This is a genomic window from Wenyingzhuangia gracilariae (assembly GCF_056387575.1).
Genome location: NZ_CM150748.1, coordinates 63,113 through 75,737, shown reverse-complemented (window position 1 = coordinate 75,737; position 12,625 = coordinate 63,113). Strand labels below are relative to the sequence as shown.

Here is a 12,625-nt window from a genome sequence, read left to right as displayed (position 1 = left end):
AAGATGAATATTGACATGGTATTACCCAATATTGATTTGTTTTATTAAAGTATTACTAAAACAATATATATTTGGATGAAAACTTATAAACAAACATCCATGAATTTTAAAAAAATTATACTTGTACTTACTTTAATTGTATCTACTACAGCATTTTCTCAAAACTGGGCAGACAAACAAGCTAAGGTATTAACCTCACAATTAAACACTACATTAACTACTTCTAGTTCCGATTTAAAACTTTCAGATGAACAATCATCTAAAATTAATGTTGTGTACAAAGAATTAATGTTAGCCAAGTCGGCAGTAAAAGAAAAAATGAAAAAAGCAGGAACTTTTGATAAAAAAGAGTTTTGGAGTACTACATTTCCATTGACAAAAGAAGCTAATGGAAAAATTAGAGAAGTCTTATCTCCTTCTCAAACACAAGTTTTTAACGAAAGTTTAGTTAAAAAGAAATAGCAACAAAAAAAAGGAAATCAAATTTTTTGATTTCCTTTTTTTTTATAATTATTTTTTCAAAAAATTGTCTACAGATAATTTACCTGCACCATTTATAAAAATGGTAATATAAACGACCAAGTACAATATAGATTTTTCTTGCACAGCAAAAGCATCTGTTGCATGTACCATAAACAAAGCTACAGACATTGTTATAATTAAAGGAAGTAAAGCCAATCTAGTTAACAATCCTAAAATTAATAGTGCAGAACAAATCACTTCTGCAAAAACAGCCAATCCTAAAGATGCTGTTTCTCCTATTCCAAAAAAATCAAAAAATTTAATTTCTTTTCCAGAGAATAAATTAGTCCACTTTCCTAAACCATGTCCAAAAAGCATAGTGGCACCAAAAGTTACACGTAATAAAAGCATGGCTATATTTACTCCCCAAGACTTATTACTTAATAGTTGTTTTTTCATATGAATACATTATTTAATTATCTTCTTTTTCCTGAATATGTCATAGCCTCACCTTTACCAAAACCATAACTAAAGCCTAAAGTAAAAAAACGTCCTCGTTTACCAAAACTATATTGATATCTAGTGTCATTATTTACCTCACTTTCACTAATTCTAGAAGCAAACACATCACGAATAGCAAAATTAATCACAGCCTTACCTTTCAACAGTTTTTTACGCAAACCTATATCCATAAACGCAAAACCTGATGTTTGTCCTTGTACTGTTTTATATTTTGATCTATAATTTCCTGTAACTTCTACATCTATATCTGATTGCAATCCTATTTTAGAAGTCAAACGAGAACTCCAACTATCTCCAGAAAAATCAAAATTTTGAGCTTTGTACTCCCCTTCTCTTGTAAAGTAATTCCAGTTAAAATCTCCATTTACAGTAAGCCATTTTAACGGACTGTATTTTCCGTTCACCTCCACTCCTGTTGTGTTTTTAGTTCCAATATTAAAGGGGGTGGTAGTAGTAACGTTACTGTTTTCATCAAAAAGAAAAATACGTTCCATAACATCGGTAGTATAACGATGATATACACTTGTATTCATGCTTGCCTTTCCTAAATCATACACAGCTGTTAACTCATACGAATCTGTAAATTCTGGTAATAAATTAGGATTTCCGGCACGAATGTTAAAATTATCACGTATGCTAAAAAACGGATTTAAATCCCACAATCGTGGACGATAAATTCTTTTAGAGTACCCTGCTTGTAACGAAAAGTCATTTGTTAGTTTATAAGAGGTATGAACTGTAGGAAAAAAGTTGGTATAATTCTGAGTGTTATCCTTATTAGTATTGGTTAACAAAGTATGTAAGTTGGTGTGTTCTAAACGCACACCTAACTTTAATCCCCATTGGGCTGCTTCATAGGCTCCTGTTCCGTAAAAAGCCAATACTTTTTGATTGTATTCAAAATTATTAGTCAAATTAGGGTCTACAACAAACTCAGTTCCATTAAAATCTCTTACTTCATAATTATTTCCTACATCATTAATAACATATTGACTTCCTGCTTCAATTGTATATTCTTCTGTAATAGGATTGGTGTAATCTAACTTAAACGTGTAATCTGCTTGTTGAAAATCTGTATTGGTTTCTTGTAATTGATCTTGATTGTTTGTTCCAAAAGTAGTTGTATTGTTAAATTCAGAATCTGTTTTTTTTCCAAAAAACCTTCCCAAGGCACTAAATAACAATGTATGTTCTTTGTTGTTTTTAAACTCCTTTTTGTAGTTAAATTCATACTGCCACTTTGGATTTTTAGCCGTTGTTTCTTCTTCTCTTTGCCATTCGCTATTCAACACATCATCATCAAAAGAACTATAATTTGTTTTAGAAGGCTGACCTTCCCATTCATAAGCAAAATTACCTGATAGGGTTAGTACATTGTAATCATCTATATGATAATCGGTTCCTAATATTAAATTAAAGAACGTTTCATTTCTATATTCTTTTCCAATACTCTCAACAGTTTTATTGGTTAATTTATTTGTGTTTGTATTGCTATTTTCTCTTGGCATAGATCTATATCCTCCTCCTAATTGAGTGAACAAATTAAATTTTTCTGTTCTTCTATTTAAGCTTAGTCCTACACTATGATTATCTGGTGTTCCGGTATTAAGAGACACCGAACCATTCAATCCTTTTTTTTCTTCTTTTTTTAGAATAATGTTTAACAGTCCTGCAGTTCCTTCTGCATCATATTTTGCTGATGGATTTGTAATCACTTCAATACTTTCTATCATATCTGCAGTAATAGTTCCTAAAGCATTGCTACTATCATCTGATAAAATAGAAGGTTTACCATCTATTAAAATTTGTACCCCACTACTCCCTCTTAAACTAACCTCTCCTTCTATATTTACGTTTACAGAAGGAACATTGTTTAACACTTCTAAAGCACTTACTCCTGTACTGGCAATGTCTTTACCTACATTAAATACTTTTCTATCTAACTTAAACTGTGTTTTAGAAATTTCTGCTCTAACCTGAACCGCTTCTAACTGCTGACTATCTTCTTCTAAAAAAATGGTTCCTAAATTAATACGGCTTTGTAAAGCATTAAAATCTTTTATTATTTTGGTTTTAAACCCCATAAAACTTATTTCCACATAAAAATTAGTAGCCGTTGTACCTATGCTAAAAACCCCGTTTTCGTTAGATGTAGTTCCTTCTATTACCTGATTATTTTCAGCATTTTTTACCACAACAGTTGCAAATGGAACTTGTGTTTGGGTTGATGAATCTTTTATTTCTCCTAATAAAACATGTGCATTTTTTAGTTGAGCATTTAAAGTAAAACACACAAGTAACAAGGTAAAAAGTAAACTATTTTTATAAAGCATTTGAATATGTATTTTTTAGCTTCTACAAAAAAAGCATTTCAAAATTTCACCTTAAAATCTAATCTACAAACAACCATTTTTTTAGCACAAACAACCATTAATTATATAAAGTTGTTATTGAACCTGTTTAAAAAGGAGTTTACAGATTAGATTCTTATTATTCTAGCTATTTTTATAGTTTTGATTGTATGATTGTAAAAAACAAATTTTCTTCCTTTGTTAAAGAATTTCTTTTTCAGTTGTGTTTAACTGGACTTGTTTTTATTTTATATTCCTACGGACGTCATGATAGAGTAATTACATTACAAGAATTATTTTTCTTTAGCAATCATGCTATGGGAGCCTTTTTTATTGGATTTATTTTACTCCCTAAGTACTATTATACTCAACAATATTTACGTTTTACACTCTTTAGTTTTTTAACAATCTCTTGGGTTGTTTTTGTAGAAGAAGGAATTATGGAGCGTATTTATTATCCTACTACAAGAGGACGAAATTTGGCTGCTCAAATTTTTGATGTGCTTGATGTATTGCCTACACTTTTAATTTTATTAGGAGCAAAATTTGCTTGGGATGCCATTAAAGAACGTAAAAAAACACAACAACTAGAATTATTGGCTAAAGAAAGTGAGTTGCAGTTTTTAAAAACCCAAATCAATCCTCATTTTTTATTTAACAATCTTAATAATTTATATGCGTTGGCTATTGAAAAATCGGCCAAAACACCTGAATTTATTTTAGAACTATCAGACATGCTTAGGTATATGTTGTATGATTGTAAAGCACAATTTGTAGCTCTTGATAAAGAAATTGAACATCTTAAAAATTTCATCAAACTAAATGAAATGCAAATTGAAGGTAGAGGTAAAGTACACTTTAAATACAATGGAAATAGCATACATTACCAAATAGCACCACTTATTTTTATGGTGTTTGTAGAAAATGCTTTTAAACACAGTACCAGCAGTCAAACTGATGATATTTTAATTAACATAAACCTTACTATAAATCCAAAAGGACTTTTAACTTTTGTTTGTGATAACACATACTTAAGCAACACCAATACCCAAAACTTATCTAAAGGTATTGGCCTAGCAAATGTAAAAAAGCGATTAGATTTGCTTTATACGGACATGTATGATTTAAATATTTTAAAAAATCAGCAACAATATAGCGTGTGCTTAAACATACAGCTCTTTTAAACGGAACCTATGAATTGTATTATTATAGAAGACCAACTACCTGCACAACGTATTTTAAAAAAGTACATTCAAGATTATGGTCAATTGCAACTTATAGCAACTTTTAGCAATGCTATAGCTGCCATGGAATTTTTAAAAAACCACACAGTTCAACTTATTTTTTTAGACATTCATTTACCTAAAATATCTGGGTTAGATTTTTTAAAAAGTTTAAATCATCCTCCTCAAGTAATTTTTACAACAGCTTTTCCTGATTACGCTTTAGACGGGTATGAATTAAATGTTGTTGATTATTTATTAAAGCCTTTTTCTTTTCAGCGTTTTGTTAAGGCCCTACAAAAAACTCAACAAAACCAAAATATTAAAGAGGTAAAGCATCTGAACAACGAAATGTTTATCAAATCTGGATACGAACACATCCGCATTCAAATTGATCAAATTCTATTTATAAAATCAGATGCCGATTACACTGTTTTTGTTTTTAAAGAACAAAACATTCTATCGTCTGAACCTTTACATTTTTGGGAAAAAGAACTACAACCTCATCACTTTATAAGAGTTCATAAATCTTATTTAATCAATTTTAAACAAATTATTAAAGTAAGTAGAAATCACTTGTTATTGCATCAGCAACATCAAATTCCTATTGGAAGATCTTATAAAGATGCTTTTTTTAAAATTATGCCTTAAAAGTCTTAAAATAAACAGTCATGCACTTTTTATGTACGCATAGAACATTTTTTTTACTCACACTCAACTAATTTTACGGTATTAACCAATATATAATACATTAGAAATGAGTTTAAAGAAAATTTTATTTGGATTGACCTTAGTATTAAGTACAAGTGTTTTTTCGCAAAAATGGATTGACAAACAAGTAAGCAATGAAGTAGAGAGAACAAACAAAATGTTAGCTGAAACAAACAAAACTTTAGTTTTAACAGCTGAACAAACTGAAAAAATTTCTGCAATTTATAAAGAGTTTGCTGTAGTTAGAGCTGAAAAAGGAAAATCCATAAAAGATAAAAAAGAATTATGGGTGGCATTAAAACCAGAATTAAAAATAAAAAACGATAAAGTAAAAGAGGTTTTATCTGAAGAGCAAAACAAAGCATTAAGAGCTGCTTGGAAAAAGAATAATAACAAATAAACACTTTTGTTGTTAAAAAAACAAACACCTCAAAAGGCTATATGTCTTTTGAGGTGTTTGTTAATAATTTTCTAAACTAGCTTTAATTCTATTCTTAATTTTTTCTACAAACCAATGGGGTTCTATTACTTTTATAGCTTCTCCATAAGATAAAATTTGTTGTTCCAATTCATAATTTGGAATAACATCTAAAGTAAATATCAATCCTTGTTCTGTAACATCATTATTTTTCTGACTTCCGTGTAGTGGAGATGTTAAAATATATGATGCCAAACTTGCATTTGCGTGTAATTTTATAGTTGTTAATTCTGTATCTAACCCTCTTGTAATTCCTATAATGTCTTCATAACGTTCTGTAAAATCAATATCCGATTCTATGTAATCCTCCGGTCGTTCTTGGACAGCAACAATTCTATCAATGGCCAAAGTAGTTACAGGGTTGTATTTAGAGTGTGTTCCTAACACAAACCACCTGTTGTTGTATTGTTTTAAATATTGCGGATGCATTACAAATGTTTCTACTTTGTTTTTTCTAAACGTTTTATAATCTATAGACAGTACTTTTTTATACAAAATAGCATTAAACAACTCGTTTAAATGTTCCAGTCCTTTTAAATAAGGATTGTTTTCAAACCCTAAAATTTCTCTAGGAGTTTCGTGTATATCTAAATCTTTTTCTAGTTTTAATGTTAACTCCTCTACCCAACCAAACTGAGGCATTCCTTTAATTCTATTTAACGTTAACAAAGCTTCTTTTAATTGTAGAGCCTCTGTCTCGTTCATAGGCTGGTTGTTGATTGAAAAACTAGGATCTGTATATCTGTAATAAGCCGTTCTTCCTTGTTTGGTTATCTCCAACTCTACTCCATAACCTTGTTCACTTTTCATAAAATTAATATCCTCATACACTTGTCTACGCTTAATCCCCGTGGTGGTTCCATTAAAATCGTACAAAGCCTGATTGCATGCTTCAATCAAATCTACCATAGAATAATTTTTTCCTGTGTTTCTAAAACATTTATCTAATGCTTGGTAACGAATTATTGCGTTTTTATTAGTTGCCATTTTCTAAGATTTTGTGATTGATGAGCTATTCTTTTAAAATTTTATCTTCTATCTAAAAACGAAAATAATCAATTGTGCACAAAGAAAACACACATAACATTCATATTTGTCATAAATAAAAAATTAAATATTATGTACACAGAATTATCCTTACACCAACAAAGAAAAAATTTAAATAGAATTTATGACACCATTATCAATCAAAAAGAATTGCCAGAAGAGGAATTTGATGAATTGATGCGTTTATGGATTTCTGAAAATGAAAAATTAGAAGAAAAAGAAAGAGAGTTTGAATTTCAATTTTCTACACACCAAAACTTTTACAACTATGTGTCCTTGGCTATGTAAGCATTTATAACAAGCTTAATACATAAAAATATTAAGCTTGTTCTTTAATTTTAAAAGTAACGCTACCTCCTATTGGTAATTGAGCTAATTTGTTTATAGAATTTTCTGTTAAGTTTACCATTCGCAAATATCCTCCTGTGGTAGGAGCATCGGCCATCATAACAATGGGAGTTCCTGCTTTGGTAATTTGTACTGTTCCTTTTACTATTCCTGATGATATAATTTCATCAACAACAGGCATTTTTAAAGGGGTTCCTTCTAAACGAATTCCTATTCTATTGCTATTTTTACTAACCGTATAAACTGTTTGTAAAAATTGTAATTGTGTTTCTTTTTTAAACCGATCCCATTCTGGACCTTTTAAACAATCAATTTCAATATTATTTTTATACGTTGTTGCTTTTACCTTTGCATTGCTTTCTATTGTTTTAGCATCAGCAATGGTTAAAACATCTCCTTTTTGCAATGCTCTTCCTTTAAAACCACCAATAGTTGCTGGTACATAAGTTGCTTTGCTATTAAAAACAGACTCTACATTTATTTCTCCAGAAAAAGCAACATAACCATACATCCCTTGTTGTGCAGCAGCTAAAGAAACAACTCCATTTTTTGGAACTTGTAGCACTTTATTCATTGCTACTTTTTTTCCGTTAATTTTAGGTTGCATGTCAGCCCCTGTTATGGCTATAGTAACAGCTTTGCTTACTTTAAATTTTACCCCTAACAATGTGGTTTCTATTAATGCTGAACAAGGATTTTTATGCAACAATAAATTGGCCAAATGTGCTGCTGCTACGTCCATAAACCCAGCAGTTGGTATTCCTTTGTCCAAAAAATTATACCTACCATGATCTTGTATTGTAGAAAAAAGTCCTGGAGCAATAATTTCTATACGCATGATTGTTTTATTTTATAAAATTCATTTTCAGTAATAGGTACAAATTGCACCAAATCTCCCATAACTACCAACGCAGGTTGTTCTTTAGAAAATAACTCTAAAGGAGTTTGTCCAATAATTTGCCATCCGCCAGGAGTTTCTAATGGGTATACTCCCGTTTGCTGATCTGCCAAACCTACTGCTCCGGCAGGTATTTTTAATCGTGGATTGGCTTTTCTAGGCATATGCAAACGCTTGTCTAAACCACCCAAATACATAAAACCAGGTGCAAACCCTAACATATAAACTAAATAAGGTTTTGCTGTATGTAAGTCTATTATTTCTTGATGAGATAATTGTAATTTTTTAGAAACTTCATTTAGATCTAAAGCAAAATCTCCCTGATAACAAACAGGAATTTCTACCGTTTTTTGACTTTGTAAAATTTCATCTGAAACTTGAAAAGGAGTGTTTTCTAAAAATACTTTTAATGTTTTTCCCTCAATTTTATCAGGATTAAAAAGTACTGTAAGAGAGTTGTATGCAGGAATTAAAGACTCTACACCCTTAATATGATTGTTTTTTAAATAATAATAACATGATTTTACTTGGTAATGAACTTCTAAAGAAATTTCGTTTTTAAACCTCATTAAAAGTGCTTTTTCTCCGTATGTAATTACATCATATTGCATTTTTTATCTCTATATTTTTTTTCTTTAACTGCTCACAAACATAAGAAACTAAGTCTACCGCTTCTGGAGTGTCTCCATGAAAACAAATACTGTCTACATTTACTACTAACGGTTCCCCTTGCACACTTATTATTTCTTTAGTGGTTAAAAGTTTTTCTATTTGTTGCCAAACTTCTTTTTTATCGTGAATTACCGCTAATTCTTCGGATCTGTTTACCAAACTACCATCACTATTGTAACGTCTGTCTGCAAAACTTTCTTTTAAAAACAATACGTAATTCTTTTTAGCAATAGGTTCTAATACAGAACCCGACAACCCCATTAAAGCTACGCTAGGCTCTATGTTTTTAACCACATCTACCAACAAATTGGCTGTAAATTCATCTACAGCGGCTTTGTTATACAAAGCCCCATGAGGTTTTACATACCGAACTACAGCACCTTCTTCTCTGGCAATGTTAATTAGCGTTAATATTTGATGTTGGATATTATTTTTTAGCAATTCTGGAGCAATTTCCATTTCTTTACGTCCAAAATGCTCTGGATCTGGATACGAAGGATGCGCTCCAATAGTTACTCCATATTTTTTAGCCAACCGAATGGTAGCTCTCATGGAGTTTTCTGTACCTGCATGGCCTCCACAAGCAATATTACATGAAGAAATTTTTTGCATTAACTCCTCATCAAACAAAAAACCCTCTCCTAAATCTGCATTAATATCCATTTCTAATTTTGTTGATTATTAAAAGTGAATTTAGAAATAATTAAAAACAAAAAAGAACTATATACAGTTAAATATTTTGAAAAGAAATCAATATCTATAACAGCTAAAAAAACCACTTAATAATTAAGTGGTTCTTTATTTTATTCCAATTCAAACTTTAATACTGTGGCAATATCACTCATAGGAGCATCGGGAATGGTTAGTTTAAAACCTGAATGTCCCCAATCATAAGCTACTTCAGTTTCAGAACCTAAAACCACAATACGTTTTATGTTAGAACGCGGAGGCAATCTATGCTTTGCCAATAAACGAAGAGAAACCTCTTTGCCTACTTTGGGTTTTCCTAAGAAAATTAAATACATACTTTTTTCATCCTTAGATTGGGTGATACGTATATCATCTGCGGTGTATTTAATTGTAGCCGACTGACCTCCGTGAACTCCCTCTTCACTCTGAGCATTTCCAAATCCAAATACATCCCAAGGTTTGGTGTTGTAAATAGCCTCTCCATACTTAGAAAACCAATCTCCCATTTCTAATAAAATCTTGCGTTGTTCTTGTGGAATGGTTCCATCAGCCTTAGGAGAAACATTTAACAAAACAACTCCATTTTTACTCACCACATCAATCAAATTACTCATTACCATGTGTGTATCCTTATAGGTTTGTCCCTCAACATAACTCCAAGATTTGTAACTCAAGGTAATATCTGTCATCCATAACTTTTCTGTAATATCTTTTTTACCTCCTTGCTCTATATCCAATACTCCAATTTCTTTAGGTAAATCTCGTTGTTTGTAACCTATAAATACTTCTTGATCATTTTTAGCAGCTTCATTAAAATAATCGGCACACATTTGTTGCCTTATCTTTTCAGGAATAAAATCCAACCAAGAGTCAAACCATATAGCATCTGGATGGTATTGATCTACGACTTCGTTAATTTGACGAGCCCAATTTTGATGAAATTTTTCTTTAGGCATGTTTCCATACAAAATACTTAACTCTGGATCTTTAGATGATGTATGCCAGTCTGGATTGTAGGTGTAATGACTATTAAAATCTCCCCAATTTTCTGGTTGATCTGCATTTCTCTGTAAATTTCTTGCATGATGAAAGGTTGTTATCAACTTCATGTCGTTTTTACGAATCGCTTTAGCTATCTCTCCAGTAATATCTTTTTTAGGGCCTTTATCAAAAGAGTTCCAAGGATTTACTTTACTCTTCCACATGGCAAAACCATCGTGATGTTGCGCTACAGGTCCAGCAAACTTAGCTCCCGCTTTTTTAAACAAAGAAACCCACTCATCGGCATCAAAATGCTCTGCCTTAAAATCGGGCACAAAATGATGATACCCAAATTCTTTTTGAGAACCATAGGTTTTTAAATGATGCTTGTAAACAGGATGATCCTTAATATACATTTTACTAGGATACCATTCGTTTTCATAAGCAGGTACTGTATAAACTCCCCAATGAAAATAAATTCCAAATTTAGCATCGCTCAACCAATCTGGTACTGTTTTATGTTTTGACAAAGACTCCCAATCTGGAGTATAAATTTCTTTGGTCTCTTTAAGACTGTTTAAATTTGATTCTTTATTTTTTTTACAGGAAACAATAGATAGCATTGCTAAAAAAAGAAACGTAAGTTTTTTACACATAATTATTTGATTCATATTTACCTGCTCAAATTATGAGTTTAAAACCTAATACGATACTACGTATGTTCCTGATGCTGTAACGATTGGTTTATTTTTTAAGGCTGATCTTCAAAAAAATCTTTTTCAAAACCTATTAAATACACTTTTTCTTTGGCTCTAGTAATGGCTGTATACAACCAACGCATACTGTCTTTTGTTAACCCATCTGGCAAATAAGGTTGCTCTATAAAAACAGTATCCCATTGCCCTCCTTGCGATTTGTGACAAGTCATTGCATAGGCAAACTTTATTTGTAAAGCGTTAAAGTAATGGTTGTTTTTAACCGCTAACATTTGTTTGTATTTAGATTTTTCATCAGCATAATCTTGCAAAACTTCTTGATACAGTCTGTTAGACTGTTCATAAGTTAAAGAAGGAGTTTCTGACATTATGGTGTCTAACAACAAAACGGTTTCTATAGGTTTTAAATCTGCATAATCAATCAATCTTAATTTTACCTCGGCAAATCTAAAACCATACAATTCTTTAATATTAAAAATCTCTTGTACTTCGGCAATGTCACCATTGGCAATAAAATCAGCCTCTGTGGTGTCCTTTAACCAGAAATAATTGTTCTTTACAATCATTACATAATCCCCAGCAGAAATTTCGCTTTCTTGACCACGAATTTTGGTTCTTATTTGTTGATTGTATTGATTTGCTCTTTTGTTAGAACGTACAATAAACGCTGTATCTTCTACTCCTGCTCTATCATATGCATTTACAATAGCCTCTTCTATATCATAACCATCTTCTAAACGAACAATGTCTGGAAAATTTAAATCAAACTGAAAATCATAAAAACCATCTCTTTCCAACTGACCCCTTAAGGTGGTTGCATTGGTTAGAATTCCAGACCCTTCATTTTGTCTCATCACCTGATCTAATTCTAACAAATAAGGGTTTTTATGATAGTTTATTGACAATAGATCTTCCGATAACGCAGGACTTAACTCCGATTTTACCGGTGGTAACTGTGCAGTATCTCCAATAAAAATTAACTTACAGTTAAAACCATTGTACACATAATCCATCAAATCGTCTAACAAAGAATTGTTATCAAACAAACTTACTTCACCAGAATTGTCTGCAATCATAGAAGATTCATCTACAATAAACATCGTATTGGTATGCTTGTTTGGTTGTTTTACAAAAGCAACATTACCGTTAGATTGTTTTTTAGGATGGTATATTTTTTTGTGAATGGTATAGGCCTTTTTTTTAGAGTAATTAGAAATTACTTTAGCAGCCCTACCTGTTGGAGCTAACAACACAGCTTTTTTACCAACTTCCCATAAATGATTGACAAAGGTACTAATGGTTGTTGTTTTTCCTGTACCTGCATAACCTTTTAGTATAAAAATGGCATCGTCATCTTTATCAAAAGAAAATTCGGCCAATTGATTTAATAATTCTTCTTGAATTTTGGTAGGATCAAAAGGAAATTTTTGATGTAATCTTTTGTAAAATTCGGGAGCTGTTTTTATCATGTAAAAAGTTTACACAAATATAAAGATTGAAAACCTCCTAAAAATTTTTATCAATAA

At 31.0% G+C, this 12,625-nt stretch carries 13 protein-coding genes; 5 read left to right on the top strand and 8 right to left on the bottom strand.

Going from position 1 to position 12,625, the window contains the following annotated elements; all coding sequences use genetic code 11:
* Positions 1-99: 99 nt before the first annotated feature.
* A complete protein-coding gene (locus ACY2IJ_RS00325; protein WP_476725166.1) occupies positions 100-462 on the top strand; it encodes a hypothetical protein in 363 nt (120 codons plus the stop codon).
* Between the two features lie 48 nt (positions 463-510).
* Here the strand turns inward: ACY2IJ_RS00325 and ACY2IJ_RS00320 are convergent, their stop codons facing one another.
* Both ACY2IJ_RS00320 and ACY2IJ_RS00315 read right to left on the bottom strand, forming a co-directional pair.
* Entirely contained in the window at positions 511-921 is a 411-nt protein-coding gene (locus ACY2IJ_RS00320; protein ID WP_476725165.1) for a DoxX family protein, read from the bottom strand.
* Between the two features lie 17 nt (positions 922-938).
* Entirely contained in the window at positions 939-3,317 is a 2,379-nt protein-coding gene (locus ACY2IJ_RS00315; RefSeq protein WP_476725164.1) for a TonB-dependent receptor, read from the bottom strand.
* A gap of 188 nt (positions 3,318-3,505) precedes the next feature.
* On the opposite strand from ACY2IJ_RS00315, the gene ACY2IJ_RS00310 reads away from it, so the two are divergent.
* From ACY2IJ_RS00310 to ACY2IJ_RS00300, 3 genes are all read left to right on the top strand, one after another.
* Positions 3,506-4,519, top strand: a complete 1,014-nt coding sequence (locus tag ACY2IJ_RS00310) for a sensor histidine kinase (protein ID WP_476725163.1) — start codon at positions 3,506-3,508, stop codon at positions 4,517-4,519.
* 9 nt (positions 4,520-4,528) lie between these two features.
* Complete coding sequence (locus tag ACY2IJ_RS00305; RefSeq protein WP_476725162.1) at positions 4,529-5,209, top strand: LytR/AlgR family response regulator transcription factor; 681 nt, start codon at positions 4,529-4,531, stop codon at positions 5,207-5,209.
* A 106-nt stretch (positions 5,210-5,315) separates the two neighbouring features.
* Positions 5,316-5,669 carry a hypothetical protein gene (locus tag ACY2IJ_RS00300; protein ID WP_476725161.1) on the top strand — a complete coding sequence of 118 codons (354 nt, stop codon included), beginning with the start codon at positions 5,316-5,318 and terminating at the stop codon, positions 5,667-5,669.
* A gap of 60 nt (positions 5,670-5,729) precedes the next feature.
* Here ACY2IJ_RS00300 and ACY2IJ_RS00295 read toward each other — a convergent pair whose 3' ends face one another.
* On the bottom strand, positions 5,730-6,734 hold the full coding sequence (locus ACY2IJ_RS00295; RefSeq protein WP_476725160.1) for a helix-turn-helix transcriptional regulator: 1,005 nt from the start codon (positions 6,732-6,734) through the stop codon (positions 5,730-5,732).
* A gap of 132 nt (positions 6,735-6,866) precedes the next feature.
* Between ACY2IJ_RS00295 and ACY2IJ_RS00290 the strand changes: the two genes are divergently transcribed.
* A complete protein-coding gene (locus ACY2IJ_RS00290; RefSeq protein ID WP_476725159.1) occupies positions 6,867-7,082 on the top strand; it encodes a hypothetical protein in 216 nt (71 codons plus the stop codon).
* A gap of 31 nt (positions 7,083-7,113) precedes the next feature.
* Here ACY2IJ_RS00290 and ACY2IJ_RS00285 read toward each other — a convergent pair whose 3' ends face one another.
* The 5 genes from ACY2IJ_RS00285 to ACY2IJ_RS00265 form a co-directional block, all read right to left on the bottom strand.
* Positions 7,114-7,980 carry a 5-oxoprolinase subunit C family protein gene (locus ACY2IJ_RS00285; protein WP_476725158.1) on the bottom strand — a complete coding sequence of 289 codons (867 nt, stop codon included), beginning with the start codon at positions 7,978-7,980 and terminating at the stop codon, positions 7,114-7,116.
* Positions 7,971-8,651 carry a 5-oxoprolinase subunit PxpB gene (gene pxpB / locus ACY2IJ_RS00280; protein ID WP_476725157.1) on the bottom strand — a complete coding sequence of 227 codons (681 nt, stop codon included), beginning with the start codon at positions 8,649-8,651 and terminating at the stop codon, positions 7,971-7,973. The genes ACY2IJ_RS00285 and pxpB overlap by 10 nt, the downstream gene beginning before the upstream one ends.
* Positions 8,641-9,375, bottom strand: a complete 735-nt coding sequence (pxpA, locus tag ACY2IJ_RS00275; protein ID WP_476725156.1) for a 5-oxoprolinase subunit PxpA — start codon at positions 9,373-9,375, stop codon at positions 8,641-8,643. The genes pxpB and pxpA overlap by 11 nt, the downstream gene beginning before the upstream one ends.
* 140 nt (positions 9,376-9,515) lie before the next feature.
* A complete protein-coding gene (locus ACY2IJ_RS00270; RefSeq protein WP_476725155.1) occupies positions 9,516-11,054 on the bottom strand; it encodes an alpha-L-fucosidase in 1,539 nt (512 codons plus the stop codon).
* Positions 11,055-11,134: 80 nt separating this feature from the next.
* Positions 11,135-12,568: an ATP-dependent DNA helicase gene (locus ACY2IJ_RS00265; protein WP_476725154.1), complete on the bottom strand. Its 1,434-nt coding sequence runs from the start codon at positions 12,566-12,568 to the stop codon at positions 11,135-11,137.
* Positions 12,569-12,625 lie beyond the last annotated feature (57 nt).

Excerpts from the sequence above, each read along its gene's own strand:
- ACY2IJ_RS00300 (WP_476725161.1), top strand. The coding sequence starts at position 5,316 with ATGAGTTTAAAGAAAATTTTATTTGGATTGACCTTAGTATTAAGTACA.
- ACY2IJ_RS00290 (WP_476725159.1), top strand. The coding sequence starts at position 6,867 with ATGTACACAGAATTATCCTTACACCAACAAAGAAAAAATTTAAATAGA.
- ACY2IJ_RS00265 (WP_476725154.1), bottom strand. The coding sequence starts at position 12,568 with ATGATAAAAACAGCTCCCGAATTTTACAAAAGATTACATCAAAAATTT.
- ACY2IJ_RS00310 (WP_476725163.1), top strand. The coding sequence starts at position 3,506 with ATGATTGTAAAAAACAAATTTTCTTCCTTTGTTAAAGAATTTCTTTTT.
- ACY2IJ_RS00320 (WP_476725165.1), bottom strand. The coding sequence starts at position 921 with ATGAAAAAACAACTATTAAGTAATAAGTCTTGGGGAGTAAATATAGCC.
- ACY2IJ_RS00295 (WP_476725160.1), bottom strand. The coding sequence starts at position 6,734 with ATGGCAACTAATAAAAACGCAATAATTCGTTACCAAGCATTAGATAAA.
- pxpA (WP_476725156.1), bottom strand. The coding sequence starts at position 9,375 with ATGGATATTAATGCAGATTTAGGAGAGGGTTTTTTGTTTGATGAGGAG.
- ACY2IJ_RS00305 (WP_476725162.1), top strand. The coding sequence starts at position 4,529 with ATGAATTGTATTATTATAGAAGACCAACTACCTGCACAACGTATTTTA.
- ACY2IJ_RS00270 (WP_476725155.1), bottom strand. The coding sequence starts at position 11,054 with ATGAATCAAATAATTATGTGTAAAAAACTTACGTTTCTTTTTTTAGCA.
- ACY2IJ_RS00285 (WP_476725158.1), bottom strand. The coding sequence starts at position 7,980 with ATGCGTATAGAAATTATTGCTCCAGGACTTTTTTCTACAATACAAGAT.
- pxpB (WP_476725157.1), bottom strand. The coding sequence starts at position 8,651 with ATGCAATATGATGTAATTACATACGGAGAAAAAGCACTTTTAATGAGG.
- ACY2IJ_RS00325 (WP_476725166.1), top strand. The coding sequence starts at position 100 with ATGAATTTTAAAAAAATTATACTTGTACTTACTTTAATTGTATCTACT.
- ACY2IJ_RS00315 (WP_476725164.1), bottom strand. The coding sequence starts at position 3,317 with ATGCTTTATAAAAATAGTTTACTTTTTACCTTGTTACTTGTGTGTTTT.